Source organism: Limnoraphis robusta CS-951 (assembly GCF_000972705.2).
Genome location: NZ_LATL02000053.1, coordinates 1 through 21,335 on the forward strand (window position 1 = coordinate 1; position 21,335 = coordinate 21,335).

A 21,335-nucleotide genomic window follows, 5' to 3' on the forward strand; every position below is an offset into this window, starting at 1 on the left:
GTCGTTAATTGGGGCGACTCCTGAATATCTTTCGGTGCGAAGTTTTGATGTAGCAAGAGGTCGATTTATTAGTGATTTAGACTTGAAACGAAATGAACAAATTGTAGCATTAGGTTCAGAAATTGCTGAACAATTATTTGGCAATGAAGACCCATTAGGAAAACAAGTTCGCCTCAAAGATACCAGTTTACAAGTCGTTGGAATTATGCAACCCAAGGGTTCAACATTTGGGAGTAATGAGGATATGAACGCCTTTGTTCCCATTACGACAATGGCAAATCGTATCGTCGGACAAACTTCACCCTATGGCACCCAAGTGACGTTTATTTCTGTGTCTGTTAAAGATCAAGATAGCATGAAAGCGGCTCAATTTCAGATCGAAAATTTGCTGCGACTGCGACACAAAATTACAGATGAAGATGATTTTACGGTTCGCAACCAAAAAGACCTGATGAATACACTCGGACAAATTACCGGAGCGTTAACGTTAGTGTTAGCAGCAACTGCGGCAATTTCGCTTTTTGTCGGCGGAATTGGTATTATGAATATTATGCTGGTTTCTGTCACCGAACGAACTCAAGAAATTGGCCTGCGAAAAGCGATTGGTGCTTCTCAGCAAGATATCCTAACTCAGTTTATCATAGAAGCAGTTATTTTATCGGCCGCAGGAGGATTACTGGGAACTGCAATTGGTGTCGGTGGGGTGTTTTTAGTCGCTGCTGTTACCCCGTTATCTGCGGGAGTTTCTCCGGTGGCAATTACAATTGCGGTGAGTGTTTCCGGTGGAATTGGCTTATTTTTTGGGGTAATTCCTGCAAGACGTGCGGCTAAACTTGATCCGATTGTTGCCTTAAGAAGTGCATAAGTAAACCTATAATTAACACCATGAAAACTTCTTTTTCTCCCTTACAAAATCAACAACAACCGCCCTCAGATCGAATCATTGTTAAACTTGACAATATCAAGAAAGTTTATGGAATGGGCGAGATAGAAGTTCAAGCCTTAAAAGGGGTTAACCTAACGGTTGAACAGGGTGAATATTGTTCAATTATGGGGGCGTCTGGTTCGGGTAAATCAACGGTAATGAATATTGTCGGTTGTTTAGACCGTCCGAGTACAGGTGCTTATTATTTAGATGGAGTGGATGTTGCTCAAATGTCTGAGCAACAATTAGCCAAAATTCGTAATTTGAAAATAGGATTTGTTTTCCAACAATTTCATCTTTTAGCCCAATTAACCGCTCTTGATAATGTTATGTTACCGATGCTTTATGCAGGAGTTCCCGCAGGTGAACGTCGGGAACGGGCGAGAGAAGCGTTAGTTAGAGTTGGCTTAGAAAATCGTATTCAAAATAAACCCAATCAACTCTCTGGAGGACAACAGCAACGAGTCGCAATTGCGCGTTCAATTGTTAATCGTCCTGTGTTATTATTAGCTGATGAACCAACGGGGGCGTTAGACTCAAAAACCACTCAAGAAGTGATGGATATTTTTACTGAATTAAACGCCAGTGGAATGACGGTGATGATGGTGACGCATGAACCGGAAGTCGCCCGTCAAACTCGTCGTATTGTTTGGTTTCGCGATGGTGAAGTGATTCATTCTCATCTCACCCCAGAAGATTTACATGAAGCCACTTTTTAACCTAAAAACCCGGTGCGCGTAAAAGTTACCAGGTTTTTCTGTCTCCACAGTGCGGATTAAAAACCGGGTTTCTCAAAGAAACCGGGTTTTTGGGAGTCTCTATAATTAATAAATAAGGCATAATAGACCACAAGGGGAAAATAACCGGGGTCATCTACCCCCAATCCCCCTGCATCTACATTGTCAGGGTGTTGTGAATGTTGATTAAATCTCTCAATCAATCCCTTTCTCAATTCTCCGCTAAAATCCCCTTAAAAACGCTGTTAGTTGTCCCTTTTGTTTTGCAAATTGTGGGCGCTGTGGGATTAGTCGGATGGTTGTCTTTTAAAAATGGTCAAGAAGCTGTTAATAAATTAGCCATTGAGTTACAAGAACAGGCTAATTCTCGTTTACAACAATTCCTCAATCATTATTTGACGATTCCCCAACAAATTAATCAAATTAATCAAGATGCGATTCTGTTGAAATTAGTAAACTTAGAGGATTTATCAACACTGGGTTTATATTNGGATTAGTCGGATGGTTGTCTTTTAAAAATGGTCAAGAAGCTGTTAATAAATTAGCCATTGAGTTACAAGAACAGGCTAATTCTCGTTTACAACAATTCCTCAATCATTATTTGACGATTCCCCAACAAATTAATCAAATTAATCAAGATGCGATTCTGTTGAAATTAGTAAACTTAGAGGATTTATCAACACTGGGTTTATATTTTGCCAAACAAGTTGAAGTGTTTGATGTCAGTTATATTAACTTTGGTGGACGGGAAATAAATCAATTTGTAGGTGTTAAAAATCAAGATAATAATTCGCCTCTGATTAAAGTGTTTGCGCGTCGAAGTTCCAACGGAGATTTATACTGGAATTCTTACACCCGAGACGAACAAGGAAATCGACAAAATATTAGAACTTTTAGAGAAAATTTAGACCACAGAAATGAAGCCTGGTATACTAATGCTGTCGCCGCAGGTAAGCCTGTTTGGAGTCAAATTTATCAGTGGGAAGATGAACCTATCTTATCAATTTCTTCCAGTTATCCTATCTATAATCCCAACAATCAATTAATTGGAGCAATTGGAGTTGATTTGAATCTCTCAGCCATTGGTCAATATTTGAATCAAATTAATCTGAGTGATGCTACGACTATTTTTATTATAGAACGAGATGGAATGTTAGTGGCGAATTCCGGTGAAACTCAACCCTTTATTCAAAACCAGCAAAAAGTTAAACGGATTTTAGCCGTAGACAGTCAGAATCAAAAAATTAGTCAAATCACTCAAAAATTACTGCAAAATTTTGAAAACTTTAATCAAATCCAAACGCCTCAACAATTTTACTTGAATTTAGATTATGATCGAGAATTTATTCAGATTACCCCCTGGAAAACTCAAGCAGGATTAGATTGGTTAGTCGTCGTTTCGATTCCTGAATCTGATTTTATGGAACAAATTAACGCCAATACTCGCACGACTATTATCCTGTGTTTAATCACATTAATAATAGCCACAATCTTAGCCTTTTTAACGGCTCGTTGGATTATTCAACCGATTTTAAAACTCAAAAATTCAGCCCTGGCTTTTTCTGAAGGAAAATTTGATCAAACTGTTGATATCAATCGTTCCGATGAATTGGGAGTTTTAGCCCAAACATTTAACTACATGGCGCAACAATTACAAGCGTCTTTTGCGACACTTGAAACTCAAAATATTGAACTCAAACGACTCAACCAACTCAAAGACGAATTTCTCGCCAATACTTCCCATGAACTGCGAACCCCTTTACATGGTATTATTGGATTATCTGACTCTTTAATTGATGGCGCAACCGGAAAATTACCTCCCAAAACTACAAAAAATTTAACCATGATTTCTAATTCCGGACGCCGACTCTTAACGCTAGTCAATGATGTTTTAGACTTTTCTAAACTGAAACATAATAAAATTGAACTACAGCTAAAATCTGTGGGATTATGGGAAGTTGTTGATATGGTTTTGGTTCTCTCTCAATCTCTGATTGGAGAAAAAAACATCAAGCTGATTAATTCAATTCCCAATGACTTACCCGGGGTTGAAGCCGATGAAAACCGTTTACAACAAATTTTATACAACTTAATTGGAAATGCCGTTAAATTTACTGAATCTGGAACCGTAGAAATAACAGCTTGTGAGAAAATCATAGATGAATCTAATCATTATATCGCTGTCACTGTTTCCGATACTGGAATTGGAATTTCTGAAGATAAATTAGAACAAATATTTGAATCTTTTGAACAAGCAGACGGTTCAACCGCGCGTCAATATGGCGGAACGGGTTTAGGTTTAGCCGTGACAAAACAGCTTGTCGAATTACACGGCGGTATCATTCAAGTGAGTTCAAAAGTCGGAGAAGGTTCTCAATTTACCTTTACTTTACCGAAAGCGAAATCACCTGTTAAGCCCACTGAAAATAAAAATGTTCAACCTTCAAAAGTTTCTACAACGGCTTCTCTAGTAGAACCTTCAACCGAACCTGAAAATGTAGCCGAAGTATTAATAGAATATAAGAGTGAATTCAAAATTTTAGTCGTTGATGATGAACCTGTTAATATTCAAGTCATTGCCAATAATCTCTCTCTACAAAACTATGCCATTACTCAAGCCACAAATGGTTTAGAAGCGCTAAGATTAATCGAGCAAGGATTTAAACCTGATCTTGTTTTACTGGATGTAATGATGCCGAGAATGACAGGTTATGAAGTTTGTCATAAACTCCGAGAAAAATACCTCCATAGTGAACTGCCTATTTTAATGTTAACGGCTAAAAATCAAGTGACAGATTTAGTCGATGGTTTAGATTCCGGAGCGAATGATTTTTTAAGTAAACCTTTTTCAAAACAAGAGTTATTAGCACGCATTAAAACCCATCTTCATTTACTCAAAATTAATAATGCTTATGGTCGTTTTGTTCCCCATGATTTCTTGCGTTTTTTAGGACATGAAAGTATAATTGATGTTAAATTAGGAGACCATGTTCAAAAAGAAATGACGGTGATGTTTTCTGATATTCGTTCGTTTACCACGCTTTCAGAGGAAATGTCACCCCAAGAAACTTTTGATTTTATCAATCGTTATCTTAACCAAGTTAGTCCGATAATTCGTAAACATAATGGTTTTATTGATAAATATATTGGGGATGGAATTATGGCATTATTTCCCCAGTCGGCTGAAGATGCGGTAAAATGTGCAGTAGCCATGCAAAAAAAAGTCAGTTTGTACAATCAAGAACTGCGACAACAGGGAAAAGTTCCGATTAATATTGGCATTGGTTTACATACCGGAACCTTGATGCTGGGAACCATTGGGGAACGGGAACGGATGGAAAGTACCGTGATAGCAGATGCCGTGAATTTAGCCTCTCGTTTGGAAGGATTAACCAAACTCTATGGTGCAGGAATTATTATTAGTGAAAAAACGTTATCTCGTTTGAGTGATTTTCAAAATTATGGTTATCGGTTTTTAGATCGGGTTAAAGTCAAAGGGAAGAATATCGCCGCAGGTGTGTTTGAAATTTATGATGGTGATTTGGACTCTCTGCCACGCTTAAAAACCCAAACCAAGTCAGATTTTGAAGAAGGGGTCTTCTTGTATCATCGCCAAGAATTTGAGCAAGCTGAAGCGATTTTACAACAAGTTATAATAATTAACCCAGAAGACAAAGCCGCATTATTATATTTACAACGTTGTCAGCAATCTAAATTTTAATATATGGACCTCACCGCTCAACGAAACTTACTCAAACCTACTCAAAGGCTGAAAGTCCAGTCATTCGTAGTGGTTCAAGCACTACAGGGTTAAACGGCAAACCCTTTATTCCTTGGTCTAAGACATCAGGAATTACTTTTCTCATGATATTAAATGACCCATTCACATCGGCATTTAATAACCTACCCTGAGCTGTTTTATACAATCCTCTCGCTATTCTATGGCCCTGAAACATGGTTTTTTTATCTCCATAAGCAGGCAGAGAATCGCCATCTAACGCACTAGATTGAGATGTATAAGATTCTTCTGTTATCACTACTTTTATTCCTTTTAATTGGGCTTTATACGTCAACATTTCGATTAACCGATAATGGGGAATATTCAGAAATTGTTGATTATTCCTTTTCCCTAAGTTAATTGATTGTTTCCAGGCTGCATTATGCCCAATGACTAAAATTCCAATTTGATACTGTTGACACCAATCTATGACTCTTCTGCTGGCTGTATGCAGATAATTTTCTACTCTACAGTTGCGTTTATGAGTGAGCTTTTTTAATCTTTGAGATTGGTTTTGATTCTCTTTGATTTTTAGCTGGGATTGTAAACAGGAACGTTGTTTATTGTAAAAGGTGTTAATCGCTTTTAAGGGTCTGCCTTTAATCAAAAGAGGTCGGACACCTGTTTGATTGGTAGTTACAGCCATTAAGTTATTAACGCCTAAGTCTATACCTGCTATTTCTTGATGATGGGTTGTTTCCTCTGCTTTTTCATAAACGATTTCGATGACATAACAACTGCTTTTCGGCACAATCCTCGCCTCGATTATTTCCTTTTGTGATGTCGGAATTTTTATTTCACTCATCGAGAGGTGACAAATTCCTGTTTTTAACGCTTTTTTCGAGATGGCTGAGTGAGGATAAGGGAGAATATTGCGCCCCTTGGTTTTATGTTTATACCCCGGAATTTTGGGTTGACCTAAGAAGTTTTCGGGATGTTTCTGCCGGACTTTTACAGCTTGAAAATAACTGGTCCAGGCTGAATCTAATCGGCGGATGATTTGCTTACTCACTTTTGTGGGTAAGGCTTTGTAGTCCGGGGTTTGTGAGAGCCGGTGGTAAAGTTGATTAAAGTTTAATTTTTGGTGGTGTTGAAAGAAGTGTTGACGATAATGATAATTAGCTAGATTAAACAAATTTTTCGACAAAAAAGCCTTCTGGTCAATTTCTGACCAGAGAGGATGGTTTTTGGCGATGAAATGACGTTCAACTAGCTTCATGTTGGGATTATACTGTCAACAGGGCGCTCACGAAAAACTCCCTCGCCCAAACTGATCATGATTGGCATTTAGCTATCAAAATGACTAAGATTGAGCAGAATTAGTGATATTTTTGGCAACTGGATTTACCCCCAAAAACCCGGTTTCTTTGAGAAACCGGGTTTTTATGGATTACCAACGGGGTTGACTCGAAACGCGCTGTGATTGTTGGTTGTACATCGCTAATAGAACCTGACCCGGGTCAACCCAACGACCGCCATATTTTAACCCCCAGTGTAAATGGGGGCCTGTCGTGCGTCCAGTCATACCCACTCGGGCAATTCTTGTCCCCGCAGGGACAACTTGACCTTCCCAGAGTTGAATACCACCGTCATTATCAATAAAGTAGCGACCTTGAGCGTTTTTCTCCACCCGTCCTTGAACATGACAATAGATGTGCGTCCACTGTCCCGAATCAATTGCAATCCCAGTGCCACAACGGCCATCTTCCCAGACTTCCACAACGGTTCCTGTCCACCAATTGCGAATATAACTTCCCATCGGGGCTGCTAAATCTAAACCGTAGTGAAACCCACTTGNTATCAATAAAGTAGCGACCTTGAGCGTTTTTCTCCACCCGTCCTTGAACATGACAATAGATGTGCGTCCACTGTCCCGAATCAATTGCAATCCCAGTGCCACAACGGCCATCTTCCCAGACTTCCACAACGGTTCCTGTCCACCAATTGCGAATATAACTTCCCATCGGGGCTGCTAAATCTAAACCGTAGTGAAACCCACTTGAACGATACCCAAAACCGGATGTATACTCCTGAAAATTTTCGACTGGGAAAGAGGCCCCTGACCAATCCAGTCCAGTCGCCACTTGATTTGTGCCATATTCTCTCGCACTAACCAGCTTTTGCCATCCAAACGGCGCCAGACTTAAGCTGATTAACCCGGCTAATAGCAACATCCGTTTTGGACGAATCCATTTTTGGCTAGGCTTTGGTGTTGACTGTCCCATTGATCTGTTTGACTCCTCTTTACAGTGATCAGTTATCAGTCACCAGTGAACAGTGAGCAGTTTTTTCAGTGATCAGTTATCGGTTATCAGTTATCAATATTCTCTATTCACTGTCTACAGTGATTACTGTTCACTGGTGAGATGCCTGCTTGCCACCCCAGTTTTAATTCGATGACAATCAGCAACCAACCGGATTGAATTGCAGCAGACACATGAGCCAGTATTCTACTCTATGTTGGCTCCATAGAGAATANACTGTTCACTGGTGAGATGCCTGCTTGCCACCCCAGTTTTAATTCGATGACAATCAGCAACCAACCGGATTGAATTGCAGCAGACACATGAGCCAGTATTCTACTCTATGTTGGCTCCATAGAGAATAGCTCGGTTGAATTTCTGTAACGTTTTGTCTATGATCAAGTCTAATTTGCGCCGTTACCCTGTATAAGTCAAGGATTAATCACAAATTCCTCATTTAGAAATTCACCATAAAATCACCCATGCTATTTGATATCTTCCCTTTTCGGTTTAACCTTGATGCAACAACAATTGCAGCAGCAGCTTTGTGGTCACTCGCTCTCTACTGGGGATTTTCTCCCCTCAGTGAATGGGTGATCGAACAACTTAACCGTTGGTTTAACTTTGCTGAACAAGGACTCTACACTTCAAAAAAAGAGTTTGAACGGACTCGCGCTGCCCGAGAATCTCAAAACGCTTTTTATGCTTCCTTGTTTAGCATTGTGCCGTTTTTAATCGTCGGTAGCCTATGTAATTGGGCTGTAGAAGCCGGATTAGATAGCAGTTGGGCGATCGCAATGGGAATGATTGCTTGTATTAGTGGCGGTGTCTATGAACTCGGACGCCGAGACTCCCAACAACGAGGCTAAAAAGCTTACAGGGAAAAGGTTACAGGTTACAGGAAATAGTTTTGTAGGGGCGGGTTCCACACAAATCTATGTCTCCAATCAATAACCTATATAAACCCGCCCAACCCCCTCACATCTCACCAGTGTCGGGGCGGGTTGATCAATGTTGTTTTTGGGTGTCAGTCAACCTCTGTGAACCCGCCCCTACCTCTCGTTACTACGCCATGATGGTTTTCAGGTCGCCCGTCGTATTCAACGGTTGTAGAGCCGCATAGAGGCGGTTCAGCGCATTAACATAAGCTTGGGCAGAAGCAACAATAATATCAGTATTCGCCGCATGACCGGAAAACACCCGACCTTCTGAACGTAAACGAATCGTTACTTCTCCGATCGCATCAATTCCGGCGGTAACAGACTGTACCGAAAACTCGATTAACTCATTGGGAATATTTACAACCCGGTTAATCGCTTTATACACCGCATCGACAGGCCCAGTCCCAATCGCTGCATCCATCAATTCTTCTCCCGTTGGGGTTCTTAACATCACCGTCGCCGTCGGACGGGCGCGATCGCCACAGGAGACTTGAACCAATTCTAAGCGGAACAATTCCGGGGCTTGGTGAATTTCGTTATTGGCAATCGATTCTAAATCCCAGTCGGTGATTTCTTTCTTTTTGTCGGCTAAATCTTTGAACTTGATAAAGGCTTTATTAATCTCCGAATCTGACAATTCAAAACCCAATTCTTTCAAACGATTTTGGAAAGCGTGACGGCCGGAATGTTTACCCAATACAATCAGATTATTATTTAATCCAATCGACTGAGCATCCATAATCTCATAAGTCAGCTTATTTTTGAGAATACCATCTTGGTGAATTCCTGACTCGTGAGCAAAAGCATTCGCCCCAACAATGGCTTTATTCGGTTGTACCAACATTCCCGTTAAATTGGAAACCAAACGAGAGGTTTTGTAGATTTCCTGGGTATTAATCTGAGTCAAGGGAACTTCTGATTCGGCCGGACGACCGAAGAACGGATTATAATATTGTCGGCGCACATGAAGCCCCATGACTAATTCTTCTAAAGCGGCATTTCCGGCTCGTTCCCCAATCCCATTAATCGTACATTCAAGTTGACGAGCGCCATTTTTCACGGCTTCTAGGAAGTTCGCCACCGCCAAGCCTAAATCATTGTGTCCGTGAACCGAAATAATCGCCTGATCGATATTGGGAACATTTTCTTTAATGCCGCGAATTAAAGCCCCAAATTCGCTCGGTGTGGTATAACCGACTGTATCGGGAATATTAACCGTTGTTGCCCCTGCGGCGATCGCTCGTTCGAGGACTTGATAGAGAAATTCCGGATCAGATCGTCCGGCATCTTCCGGGGAAAATTCGACATCCTCCACAAAAGATTTAGCATAGGCGACCATTTCAGGAACGATCTCTAAGACCTCTTCCCGCGTCTTTCTCAGCTTATATTGCAGGTGAATGTCGGAAGTCGCCAAAAAGGTATGAATGCGCTTGTGAACGGCAGGTGCTAGGGCGCGGGCTGCGGTTTCGATATCAGAACGCACGGCACGGGCTAAACTACAAATTACTGGCCCGTCTTCTGTCCCAACGGTTTCAGCGATGCGATGAACGGCTTCAAAATCCCCCTGACTGGCGAAGGCGAACCCTGCTTCAATCACGTCTACTCCTAAACGTGCCAATTGTCGAGCAATAATCAGTTTTTCGTCTACATTTAGGGTAGCGCCTGGACATTGTTCGCCATCTCGCAGGGTGGTATCAAAAATAATAATACGGTCAGGATTGGGTTGAATTTTCATGGATTTGGAACCTCCAACTCTAAGTGAACAATTAAACGATAACGAAGCCAAACGACAGGGTGATATTTTTGTTTGCCGTCGAGTTTTTGACGCACTCTTGTTAATAGTCTACTTTTTCTATTTGATCTCGAATATCATTGAGGTCGATGTATCGATCCGTAGCATTTCGCAGTTCCCGGGCGATCATTCCTTCCGTTGAGACTACCGTAATATGAGTATTTTTTGAGCGTAGGAGTTCGATAGCGCGTTCAAAATCGCCATCTCCGCTAAATAAAACGACCCGATCATACTGTTCGACTGTGTTGAACATATCAACGACAATTTCAATGTCTAAGTTGGCTTTTTGAGAGTATCGACCTGAGCTATCATCGTAGTATTCTTTGAGGATTTTTGTCCGCACGGTATAACCTAAACTAATCAAAGCATCTCTGAATCCTCGTTGATCTTGTGGGTCTTTCAGGCCAGTATACCAGAAGGCGTTCACCAGAATGACATCGGACTGTTCATGTTTGAAATAGCTCAAGACTCGCCGGGGATCAAAAAACCAGCCATTTTTTTGCTGTGCGTAGAACATATTGTTACCGTCAACAAATATAGAAAGACGGTTTTTTGAGTTAAGCATAGAAAGTTTAGACCTAGATATTTGTAGAAAAGAATTTAAGCTAATTATCTTATCTTAACATCTGGATTGTCACAAAGCGTTTAGGTCGGTTCAGCTAGCTATCTGCTTCGATCCCTAATCGGTTTCAGTCCAGACTAAAGGTTTATCAATCCTCCCCAACATTAGATTTCAGTCAATTTGCTTGCCGAGAAACAGAGCATTGATCGTCGGTAATCTTTGTAACAAGTGAGCGACTGAGTAACGTTGATCAATCAGTCTTTGAGCGCGGTTTATGACTTGAGAGACTTGAAAAAAGCTCTATTGTTTGCTAATCAACTTGACACCGAGGTTGTCTGAATCAACACAACAACCTCACTCATGCAAACAGAGGTCTCCACAGAGACTTCAAATCTGATTGTCATCCGCAAGTCGCTTACTCATATTTACCTAACTTAATAGAGTTGTTCGCTCTCCAGTTCAGGGAGTNGTTTATGACTTGAGAGACTTGAAAAAAGCTCTATTGTTTGCTAATCAACTTGACACCGAGGTTGTCTGAATCAACACAACAACCTCACTCATGCAAACAGAGGTCTCCACAGAGACTTCAAATCTGATTGTCATCCGCAAGTCGCTTACTCATATTTACCTAACTTAATAGAGTTGTTCGCTCTCCAGTTCAGGGAGTCTCACAACGATATAGGCTACTTTTTCTCCTATCAACTCCACTATTGACTCACCATTGCAGGAGAGCCTCTAGCACACTTGATTTTCTTTATAAAAATAATGAGTACAATATGACTTTCCTCTAGTATACAGCGAAGAGCGCTCAGGTGAGTCAATCAAGTCCAAGACCAACTGGGAGCTAAAATTTCCTACTTTCTGCCGCCCAACGCGCCAACTCCGTGCGATTGTGAAGTCCTGTTTTGTTCAACATATTGCTAACATGACTTTCTATCGTGCGCTGACTAACCTTCATGGCTTTAGCGATATCGCGATTGGCCAGCCCTTTTGCAACCAGTTGTATAACTCGCACCTCAGTCGGGGTCAACTCCACACCGGGACGGGCTTGAACACTGGGCTGTCCATCACCCTGACGACTGTTTATCTTGATCAGACGCGAAGCTTGTCTGAGGGAAGACTCGACTTGAGCGACTAATTCTTCGGGTTCAAAAGGTTTAACAATGTAAACATCGGCTCCGATATTCAGACCTTTGACCTTATCTGGACTTTGACCCTTGGCTGACAAAAACAAAACCGGTATCCAGCCTGTACGTGGATCTTCGCGAATATGCTTAACCAGGGTGTAGCCATCCATTTCAGGCATCATAATATCGCAGATAATCAGGTCGGGTAGTTCCACGTTGAGTAGTTCAAGCGCTCTAACTCCATTTTCCGCCGTGGCGACTTCATATCCCCGAAACTCTAAATAGTCCCTGACCAGTAGGACAAGGTTCGGGTCATCATCCACCAGCATTAATCGTCTTTGCTCTCCAACTTTGATGTCCGTCATCTTGAAAATTTTTCCCTTGGGAAATCCCGCAACACATTCACAATTACGATTGTCTGTTGGAAAGCGGAGCGGGCTTCACCACCGTCCAACGGTCTGATCAAAAGCGATTTAGCTTTGAGCGATTAAGTTTATTATCACAATGTTGACATACTCCTCTGCGTAAACGAAGAGGATTCTTAACTTATGTTAATTGAAGGTTCTACGACACCACTTATTAACTCGGATTTCTCTTGATTAACAGAGCTGGAAGTCACGCCCTCGCGTTTCATCAAAGAAACAGATAAGAAAAGGATTTAACGGATTCACTACCCATCCCCGTTCTCAAAGGACAGGGCTTTCCGCTCGTTTTCGGTAATCGCAGTGATCGGTAATCTTCGTAGATTCCGAAACAACGTTACAATTTTTGTTAGAATATTCACCTGTTTTACCAAAAAATTGGGGTAGGCGCCTCGCCCTTCTAGGGCGACTTTTTGATAGGATTAAGATGTGGCAAGGGTAATCAACCACATTAAAAACCCAGTCGCCGAAAGGCAATGCACCTTGAAAACTGAAGTTATGGGGTTGCAGTGTAGGAAAGCGTGCATCGGGTAAAAACTAGCCTGCGGCAACGCTGCGCGTACAAGCAACAAGTACAGAGAAACCGACATTTTGAGGTTTTGAACTGTAGGGTAGGGCATACCCAAACAGGCTTCTGTAATGGAGCAAAACGCTAGGGGAGAAAATCATCTCTGGCATAGACAGGGCAACCTGTGTGTGTTAAGTGAATTCGTTGAACCAAGAATCCTCTTGCCTTTAGGCAGAGGAGTGTCAAGACACGCTTATTCCAATTGACTCGGAGTTGCACTCTCATCTTGATTGCAGCCTTCTGAAGATTGAATCATTTGGGGATCGCTTAAGGGATGAGTCAGAAACGCATAGTCTTCCACGACCTGTGAACCGATTAAATGTTCTTGGATAATTCGCTCAATCACAGGTGGAGTCACGGCGCGATACCAAACACCCTCGGGATAAACCACTAAGATAGGCCCATCACAGCAAACCCTCAAACAGTTGGCTTTCGTGCGAAAAATAAAGCTTGGACGTTCCGGTGTGGGTTGGTCGAGTTTTAATTCTTTTAAACGTTTTTTGAGGTATTCCCAGGCTTCCAGACTAGCCGATTTTGAGCAACACTTTGGTAAGGTCTGATCCGCACAAATGAAAATATGACGGCTAATTTGCTCAAGTCCTAAAGTTTTGACCGCCCTAGCGATGGGGTTAGATGAAAGTTGAGTCTGACTATTTGGGGGATTTGAGAATAGAGATTTCGAGGTAAAGGAATTTTTCATAATCAGTCAGTTTCCGGTGAGGGATATCCCTGACACTCTCACAACAAGCGGTGTAGAGGTCGTTGGGTCTGAGTCAGATTTCCCAAGAATATAGGCTTTGGGAGGCTTTGAAACATTCCTCATGTTAACAAAACCTGGTAGCCCCCCTGCAAAAGTTCGGGAACCCGTACTGATTTCTCCGTTGCCATAGGATTTGTCAGTTCGCTAAATTAGCACTCAGGAAGAAAGAGTGCTAACTCTTCATTTCTCGAAAGGAAGGGCGACAAATAGACATCCTTCCGTCGCACAGGTTGTATGTCCGCTCAATTGTTTTTTTGTAAGCCCATCAAAGGAGATTAGTATATGGCTGCTGTAGCCCTAAATGTATCCACCGTTAAACCATTAGGTGAGCGCGTTTTTGTTAAAGTAAGCGAGTCTGAAGAGAAAACCGCAGGGGGGATTCTACTTCCCGATACGGCTAAAGAAAAGCCCCAAGTCGGAGAAATCGTTGCAGTTGGCCCCGGAAAGCGCAACGATGATGGTTCTCGCGCAGAAATGGAAGTCCAAATCGGAGACAAAGTTCTCTACTCTAAGTATGCCGGAACCGATATTAAGCTCGGTGGCGATGAGTACGTGCTGTTAGCAGAAAAAGACATTTTGGCAATTGTCAGCTAGTTCTCTAGTATTCATCTTGACCCAACAGCAGATTTTTCTTCATACTCTGCAATTCCACTCCACAACTTAAACAAACAAACACAACACCACTATGGCTAAACGTATAATTTACAACGAAAATGCTCGTCGCGCTCTAGAACGAGGCATGGACATCTTGGCTGAAGCCGTTGCTGTCACTCTTGGCCCGAAAGGTCGGAACGTCGTTCTCGAAAAGAAATTTGGTGCGCCCCAAATCGTTAATGATGGCGTCACCATTGCCAAAGAAATCGAATTAGAAGACAACATTGAGAATANCCACTATGGCTAAACGTATAATTTACAACGAAAATGCTCGTCGCGCTCTAGAACGAGGCATGGACATCTTGGCTGAAGCCGTTGCTGTCACTCTTGGCCCGAAAGGTCGGAACGTCGTTCTCGAAAAGAAATTTGGTGCGCCCCAAATCGTTAATGATGGCGTCACCATTGCCAAAGAAATCGAATTAGAAGACAACATTGAGAATACGGGTGTCGCCTTGATTCGTCAAGCCGCTTCTAAGACCAACGATGCCGCAGGCGACGGTACCACCACAGCCACCGTTCTGGCTCACGCGATGGTCAAAGAAGGCTTACGCAACGTTGCAGCCGGTGCTAACCCCATTGAACTGAAGCGCGGTATTGACAAAGCCACTGCTTTTCTCGTAGAGAAGATCGCGGAACACGCTCGTTCTGTAGAAGATTCTAAGTCTATTGCTCAAGTCGGTACGATCTCGGCTGGAAACGATGAAGAAGTCGGTCAAATGATCGCTTCCGCGATGGATAAGGTGGGTAAAGAAGGTGTGATTTCCCTTGAAGAAGGTAAGTCCATGACCACCGAACTGGAAATCACCGAAGGGATGCGCTTCGATAAAGGCTACATCTCGCCTTACTTCGCTACCGATACTGAGCGGATGGAAGCTGTTCTCGATGAGCCGTTTATCTTGTTAACCGACAAGAAAATTGCTCTGGTTCAAGACTTGGTTCCGGTTCTCGAACAAGTGGCTCGTTCCGGTCGTCCTCTGCTGATTTTAGCGGAAGATATCGAGAAAGAAGCATTAGCAACTTTGGTGGTTAACCGTTTGCGCGGTGTGCTGAATGTTGCTGCTGTTAAAGCTCCTGGCTTTGGCGATCGCCGTAAAGCGATGCTCGAAGATATCGCTGTTCTCACAGGGGGTCAAGTGATCACCGAAGATGCAGGTCTGAAGCTGGAAAATGCCAAGCTCGATATGCTCGGTAAAGCTCGCCGCATCACCATCACCAAAGACAATACAACCATCGTTGCAGAAGGAAATGAGTCCTCTGTGAAGGCTCGTTGTGAACAACTGCGTCGTCAAATGGAAGAAACTGAGTCTTCCTACGATAAAGAAAAACTGCAAGAACGCTTGGCTAAATTGGCAGGTGGGGTTGCTGTAATCAAAGTTGGTGCGGCGACTGAAACTGAAATGAAAGATCGCAAATTGCGTTTAGAAGATGCGATCAACGCCACCAAAGCCGCCGTTGAAGAAGGTATTGTTCCCGGTGGTGGTACAACTCTGGCTCACCTGTCTCCTCAAGTCGAACAATGGGCGAAGGCTAGCTTATCCGGTGAAGCGTTAACAGGTGCTTTAATTGTTTCTCGGGCGTTGGCTGCTCCCCTGAAGCGGATTGCTGAAAACGCAGGTGAGAACGGTGCTGTGATTGCAGAACGAGTTAAAGAAAAAGACTTTAACGTGGGTTACAATGCGGCAACAAACGAGTTTGTTGATATGTTTGATGCAGGTATCGTTGACCCCGCTAAGGTGACTCGTTCGGCTCTGCAAAATGCAGCTTCTATCGCCGGTATGGTCTTGACAACTGAGTGTATTGTTGCTGACAAGCCTGAACCGAAGGATAATGCACCTGCTGGCGCTGGTATGGGCGGCGGCGATTTCGACTACTAATTTCTAATCTGAATTCTCCAACAACTCTTGGAGTTGTCTAAGATTTAAAGGGTAGGTGTTTAACCTACCTTTTATTGTTTTGTTTATTGGCTAATATAGCACTACATGGTTTCAAATCAATCTGAACAGCTTCAACTCAAAATTACCATAGCGAGACAGGAAGATTTAAGTCTTTTGAATCATCTTTATTCCCAAATGGATGATTTGCCTTTACTTTCTGATGATCAAATCGAAGAACTTTTTAATAAAATTAATCAAATCCCCAACTATAAAATTTATCTAGTCTGGTTAGAAGAAAAAGCGGTGGGAACATTTAGTTTGTTATATGTTCCGACGATGATGCACCGGGGATTTCATCAATTTGCAGTCTTAGATGCGGTGAGTGTTGATTCAGTTTATCGCAGTCAAGGTATCGGTAAAGCCATGATTCGCACCGCCCTGAAACTGAGTGCAGAAGCCGGATGCTATAAAGTGACTCTTTCCTCTAATCTTCATCGCGATCGCGCCCATGCTTTTTATGAATCCCTCGGTTTTCAACAACATGGTTGGAGTTTCAGCCTAAAAGTTGTACCCGAAGTTTAGCTTTTGGGGTAATGTAGATAAAGACAATCGCTATTTCTAATAACCTCACATCTAAGCAATTTATCCTAAATCAACAATGAAAATATTGAGTAACCTGCTTGCTAAAGCAACTTCTGTTCAACCGCCTAGAATTAAAAAGAAACCTCGGGGAATTCATATCAAGTCGCCCCAAGAAATTGAAATCATGCGACAAGCTAGCAAAATTGTAGCAACTATTCTCAAAGAAATTGCTGCAATGGTACAGCCCGGAATGACAACGGCTGATTTAGATGCTTATGCCGAAAAACGCATTCGGGAAATGGGAGCCACTCCCAGTTTTAAAGGGTATTATGGTTTTCCCGCTTCGATTTGTTCTAGCATTAATAATGAAGTGGTGCATGGCATTCCCAGTCGTCGGAAAGTGATTCGAGCGGGAGATGTTTTAAAAGTTGATACGGGAGCTTATTATCAAGGGTTTCATGGAGATTCTTGCATTACGATTCCTGTCGTTGAAGTGGCACCGGAAGCAGCAAAATTAATTCGTGTCGCCGAAGAAACGCTTTATAAAGGTATTGAACAAGTGAAAGCAGGTGCTTATTTACTCGATATTGCGGGAGCGATTCAAGATTACGCCTCAGCCAATGGTTTTCGCGTTGTTGAAGAATTTACAGGTCATGGTGTCGGAGAGAATTTACACGAAGAACCTTGTGTTTTTAATGTTCGTACCTACGATTTACCGAATGTTAAATTAAAAGCTGGGATGACTTTAGCGATTGAACCGATTTTAAATGCAGGTTCTCGATTTACTCGGATTTTGTCGGATAAATGGACAGCCGTTACTGTTGATCATTCACTTTCGGCTCAATTTGAACATACGGTTTTAGTCACAGAAACGGGTTATGAAATTCTCACAGATCGCTCTAAAGTTTAAGACTCAACCTTAAAATAAGATTCTCTCCCTTTTAGAAATATTGGGGAGAGATGTCTAAAATAAACCGGGAAAAATGATCGATTTAGAGATAAAAATTGTTGATTATTCAGAGGCGGTGAATGAAATTAGAGCCATCCGACATCAAGTTTTTACCGTTGAACAAGGCGTTGAACCAACACTCGAATTTGATGGGAAAGATCACACCGCCCAACATTTACTCGCTTACTTCAATTCTCAACCTGTAGGAACTGCAAGAATTCGGTATTTATCTCCTCAAACCGCCAAAATTGAACGGTTAGCGGTGCTTTCGACAGCGAGAGGGCGAGGAATGGGTCTAAAATTAATGGAAGCTGCATTAGACGTAATTGCATCAAAAAAAGTTGAAGAAACGGTGGTTCATGCTCAAGAGTATATTAAACAATTATATCACAATTTGGGATTTCAGCAAGTAGGAGAACGGTTTGACGAAGCGGGGATTTCCCATGTTAAAATGATTAAAAAAATGTCTGTTTGAAAATCAAACTTGCAGATGAATCAAAGTTGGCCTTTCGCAACTCGACGCCGATTTATTCAAGCTGTGGGAACTTTGGCGGGATTGAGTTTTGCCAAACTTACCCAGTCCTCAACAGCGACAGAAAAACCAGTTTATTATGTTTCTCCCTCGGGAAACGATGCAAATCCCGGAACTTTTGAACAGCCCTGGGCGACCATTCAAAAAGCTGCTGAAACCTTAACCGCAGGGGATAAAGTTTTTATTCGGGGCGGAACTTATCGAATTTCTGAACGCATTTATCCGCGAAATTCGGGAACAGAAAATCAGTGGATTATTTACGCCGGATATCCCGGTGAAACGGTGATTATTGATGCGGATGATGTCTATGTGGGGCCGCCCGTCGGTGAACCGCCTTTCCCTCGCGATCAAGGTGCTTTTCAAATCGAAGGAAAACATCATATTCTCATCAAAAATTTAACTCTGAAAAATTCCCATAACGGCGGATTTGTGGTTCGAGACAGTCACCATATTGACTTCTATAATAACACAACTATTAACACTTTTTCATCGGGAATTTTTATCGGTAGAGGATGCTATCAGCATAAAGTTTTGGGGAATACGGTAATTAATGCCAATACCAATGAAATGTTAATTGAACATCCCGGCTATCCCTATCAGAGTAGTGTCGGCCCCCACGAAGGGATTACTATCGGAAGCGTTGAAGATTTTGAAGTTGCTTACAATCAAGTTTGTTACTGTGCAAAAGAAGGAATAGATTGCAAAGGAACACCCAAGCGAGGAAAAGTTCATCATAATTATACACATCACTGTCGCCGTCAGGGGCTTTATATAGACTCTTGGCGGGATGTATTGGAAGATATTGAATTCTATGAAAATGTCGTCCACGACTGCGAAACGGGAATTGCAATTTCTGCCGAAGACGGGCCAAAAATTGATAATATTCGGATTCATCATAACTTGGTTTTTAATAATCGGGCGACCGGAATTTTTCTTTCCCGTTGGGGGAAAGATCGGCTAAAAACTAACATTCAAATTTATAACAATACCATTCATCGGAATGGCTACGGTTTGAAAAATACTCCCGACCCTCATTGGTTAACGGGCGGACTCTATTTTTACACCACAAATCTAGAAAATGTGGTTGTCAGAGATAACATTTTCAGCGATAACGCCTGGTTTAAAATTGGTTACAGCAGTGAATTTGAACCGGATGCTTTTCAGACAAAAAATATTCAAATTCAATCGAATTTATTTTTCGATAACAATACCGTTACCTATCCTGTTAATCTCGATGAATGGGCAAATGATCGAGTTTATGCGACAAAAGGAGAGGATTTTATCGAAGCCGATCCTTTATTTGAACATCCACTCAATGCTAACTTTTATTTACAACGTTCCTCCCCCGCAGCCCAGAAGAATTTCGGGGTTTTTCCGGCGAATGCAACTAAAAACTTTTGGTGGAGTGTGAACTTTCCCCCTCAGTTAAATCATCCCTCAGAATTGAGTTAACGATAGATAGTAATCTGGCAAAAAATCGCCTAGAATTAGGGTGTATCTATTTTTTGAGTTGAAGGCACTCTTTCGACGGTTTAATCAGATATAAAGTAAAGTTTATAATGGTTTGTCAAGTTTAAGTTTTTGTTATGTCAAAACTATTGAATATATCTTTAATTAGTGGAGTTGTTACTCTGTCTCTATGTCTGACATTATTGTATGCTGACTTCAATAGAGTTAACCGGATAAAACAGTCAAAGGATTCTCAGAATAACCTTTCAGCAACAGAATCTCAGCATCAGGAAATCGAGGATGAATTAGTCTACGATGAGGATACAGTTAATAAACTTTATAAAGATTTAGAATATTGGTTAAAAAGAGAAAACTGGAAAATTGCCGATCTGATTACTGGGGAAATATTACTGCATATTCTTAATCGGACTGAACAGGGTTGGTTTGATATTGAATTACAGCAGCAGATTCCTTGTAAAGAGTTCAATAAAATTGACAAGCTTTGGTTAAAATATAGCAAAAAACGCTTTGGTTTTACGGTTCAAAGGCAAGTCTTTTTGAAATATAATGAGAGTTTAGAAGGGTATAATGAAGAAGAACTTAAATTTAAAGATTGGACAACCGGACACAAACAATTTGCTACCGATGTTGGATGGTTGAAAGATGAAAAATGGCTCAAGTATTCGGAATTAGCTTGGAACAATCTTGAAGAGGCTCCCAAAGGTCATCTTCCCATCGCAGCTAGATTTTGTAGCTTTGGACAAAAACCGATAATGTGCTGGGGAATTCGGACAGGACTGAGATTTTCACTCCTCTCTCGAGAATGTTTTATTCCTCCCGAGAAGAATTCATGGATGAAAAGATTTTGGAATTTTGACTGATTTTTAGAATTAAGACGGAAATTCGAGTTTTTCTAAGAGAACCTGTAAGGCGATCGCCAATTTTTCATCTTCTAATNCTCCTCTCTCGAGAATGTTTTATTCCTCCCGAGAAGAATTCATGGATGAAAAGATTTTGGAATTTTGACTGATTTTTAGAATTAAGACGGAAATTCGAGTTTTTCTAAGAGAACCTGTAAGGCGATCGCCAATTTTTCATCTTCTAATTTTTGGTTGATTAAAGTTTGCAGTCGTTGACTCGCTAAACCTTTATTATTTGTTTGTATCCCCTGATAAACTTCATCCCAAACCGATTTTATCTCCAGTTGACTGGGTTGAATATTCCTTTGAATATAAGCCGCCAACTCCAATAAACTCATGGCTTCAAAGCGGGATTTATCCCAGTTTAACAGCCAGTTATCTGTACGAAAGGGAAACGCCGGAAGATCGGCTTCGTTGTAAAGGTTTCCAACGGGATTATTTGCCCAACCATAACGAACCGCTACCGGTTGTTTAACGGCTTCACTGGTTAAAATACCCGATTTCCTTCTATCTTTCCATC

At 41.6% G+C, this 21,335-nt stretch carries 19 protein-coding genes; 12 read left to right on the top strand and 7 right to left on the bottom strand.

Going from position 1 to position 21,335, the window contains the following annotated elements:
• The 3 genes from WN50_RS04065 to WN50_RS04080 form a co-directional block, all read left to right on the top strand.
• A partial coding sequence (locus WN50_RS04065) for an ABC transporter permease (protein ID WP_049557994.1) occupies positions 1–865 on the top strand: 865 nt, incomplete at its 5' end.
• A gap of 20 nt (positions 866–885) precedes the next feature.
• Positions 886–1,644: an ABC transporter ATP-binding protein gene (locus WN50_RS04070; protein WP_046281022.1), complete on the top strand. Its 759-nt coding sequence runs from the start codon at positions 886–888 to the stop codon at positions 1,642–1,644.
• Between the two features lie 823 nt (positions 1,645–2,467).
• The gene (locus WN50_RS04080; RefSeq protein ID WP_342586733.1) at positions 2,468–5,383 is read left to right on the top strand and encodes an ATP-binding protein; all 2,916 of its coding nucleotides are present in this window, start codon (positions 2,468–2,470) and stop codon (positions 5,381–5,383) included.
• A gap of 37 nt (positions 5,384–5,420) precedes the next feature.
• Here the strand turns inward: WN50_RS04080 and WN50_RS04085 are convergent, their stop codons facing one another.
• Together WN50_RS04085 and WN50_RS04090 are read right to left on the bottom strand one after the other, a co-directional pair.
• Complete coding sequence (locus WN50_RS04085) at positions 5,421–6,659, bottom strand: RNA-guided endonuclease InsQ/TnpB family protein (RefSeq protein WP_046281024.1); 1,239 nt, start codon at positions 6,657–6,659, stop codon at positions 5,421–5,423.
• A 171-nt stretch (positions 6,660–6,830) separates the two neighbouring features.
• The coding region (locus WN50_RS04090) for a M23 family metallopeptidase (RefSeq protein WP_152964700.1) at positions 6,831–7,237 on the bottom strand (407 nt) is incomplete at its 5' end.
• A 928-nt stretch (positions 7,238–8,165) separates the two neighbouring features.
• Here WN50_RS04090 and WN50_RS04100 point away from each other — a divergent pair.
• The gene (locus WN50_RS04100) at positions 8,166–8,552 is read left to right on the top strand and encodes a hypothetical protein (RefSeq protein WP_046281026.1); all 387 of its coding nucleotides are present in this window, start codon (positions 8,166–8,168) and stop codon (positions 8,550–8,552) included.
• Positions 8,553–8,748: 196 nt separating this feature from the next.
• Here WN50_RS04100 and WN50_RS04105 read toward each other — a convergent pair whose 3' ends face one another.
• The 4 genes from WN50_RS04105 to WN50_RS04120 all read right to left on the bottom strand — a co-directional run bounded on the left by WN50_RS04105 (position 8,749) and on the right by WN50_RS04120 (position 13,795).
• The gene (locus WN50_RS04105; RefSeq protein WP_046281746.1) at positions 8,749–10,359 is read right to left on the bottom strand and encodes a 2-isopropylmalate synthase; all 1,611 of its coding nucleotides are present in this window, start codon (positions 10,357–10,359) and stop codon (positions 8,749–8,751) included.
• 100 nt (positions 10,360–10,459) lie between these two features.
• Positions 10,460–10,981, bottom strand: a complete 522-nt coding sequence (locus tag WN50_RS04110) for a LabA-like NYN domain-containing protein (protein WP_046281745.1) — start codon at positions 10,979–10,981, stop codon at positions 10,460–10,462.
• A gap of 841 nt (positions 10,982–11,822) precedes the next feature.
• Complete coding sequence (locus WN50_RS04115; RefSeq protein WP_046281744.1) at positions 11,823–12,470, bottom strand: response regulator transcription factor; 648 nt, start codon at positions 12,468–12,470, stop codon at positions 11,823–11,825.
• An 818-nt stretch (positions 12,471–13,288) separates the two neighbouring features.
• Positions 13,289–13,795: a (2Fe-2S) ferredoxin domain-containing protein gene (locus tag WN50_RS04120; protein WP_046281743.1), complete on the bottom strand. Its 507-nt coding sequence runs from the start codon at positions 13,793–13,795 to the stop codon at positions 13,289–13,291.
• Between the two features lie 342 nt (positions 13,796–14,137).
• On the opposite strand from WN50_RS04120, the gene groES reads away from it, so the two are divergent.
• The 8 genes from groES (at position 14,138) to WN50_RS04160 (ending at position 20,776) form a co-directional block, all read left to right on the top strand.
• The gene (groES, locus tag WN50_RS04125) at positions 14,138–14,449 is read left to right on the top strand and encodes a co-chaperone GroES (RefSeq protein WP_046281742.1); all 312 of its coding nucleotides are present in this window, start codon (positions 14,138–14,140) and stop codon (positions 14,447–14,449) included.
• 91 nt (positions 14,450–14,540) lie between these two features.
• Positions 14,541–14,742 (top strand): TCP-1/cpn60 chaperonin family protein (locus WN50_RS04130; RefSeq protein ID WP_281062683.1); only part of this gene is annotated, 202 nt, incomplete at its 3' end.
• Positions 14,743–14,748: 6 nt separating this feature from the next.
• Positions 14,749–16,383, top strand: a complete 1,635-nt coding sequence (gene groL / locus WN50_RS04135; RefSeq protein WP_046281741.1) for a chaperonin GroEL — start codon at positions 14,749–14,751, stop codon at positions 16,381–16,383.
• 105 nt (positions 16,384–16,488) lie between these two features.
• On the top strand, positions 16,489–16,965 hold the full coding sequence (locus WN50_RS04140; protein ID WP_046281740.1) for a GNAT family N-acetyltransferase: 477 nt from the start codon (positions 16,489–16,491) through the stop codon (positions 16,963–16,965).
• A gap of 76 nt (positions 16,966–17,041) precedes the next feature.
• Positions 17,042–17,875, top strand: coding sequence for a type I methionyl aminopeptidase (gene map / locus WN50_RS04145; RefSeq protein WP_046281739.1), 834 nt, complete (start codon positions 17,042–17,044; stop codon positions 17,873–17,875).
• A gap of 73 nt (positions 17,876–17,948) precedes the next feature.
• Entirely contained in the window at positions 17,949–18,389 is a 441-nt protein-coding gene (locus WN50_RS04150) for a GNAT family N-acetyltransferase (RefSeq protein ID WP_046278346.1), read from the top strand.
• 15 nt (positions 18,390–18,404) lie between these two features.
• Entirely contained in the window at positions 18,405–19,898 is a 1,494-nt protein-coding gene (locus tag WN50_RS04155; protein ID WP_046278345.1) for a right-handed parallel beta-helix repeat-containing protein, read from the top strand.
• A gap of 134 nt (positions 19,899–20,032) precedes the next feature.
• Complete coding sequence (locus tag WN50_RS04160; protein ID WP_049558006.1) at positions 20,033–20,776, top strand: GUN4 domain-containing protein; 744 nt, start codon at positions 20,033–20,035, stop codon at positions 20,774–20,776.
• A gap of 158 nt (positions 20,777–20,934) precedes the next feature.
• On the opposite strand, the gene WN50_RS35130 is transcribed toward WN50_RS04160, so the two are convergent.
• A partial coding sequence (locus tag WN50_RS35130) for a hypothetical protein (RefSeq protein ID WP_049558009.1) occupies positions 20,935–21,335 on the bottom strand: 401 nt, incomplete at its 5' end.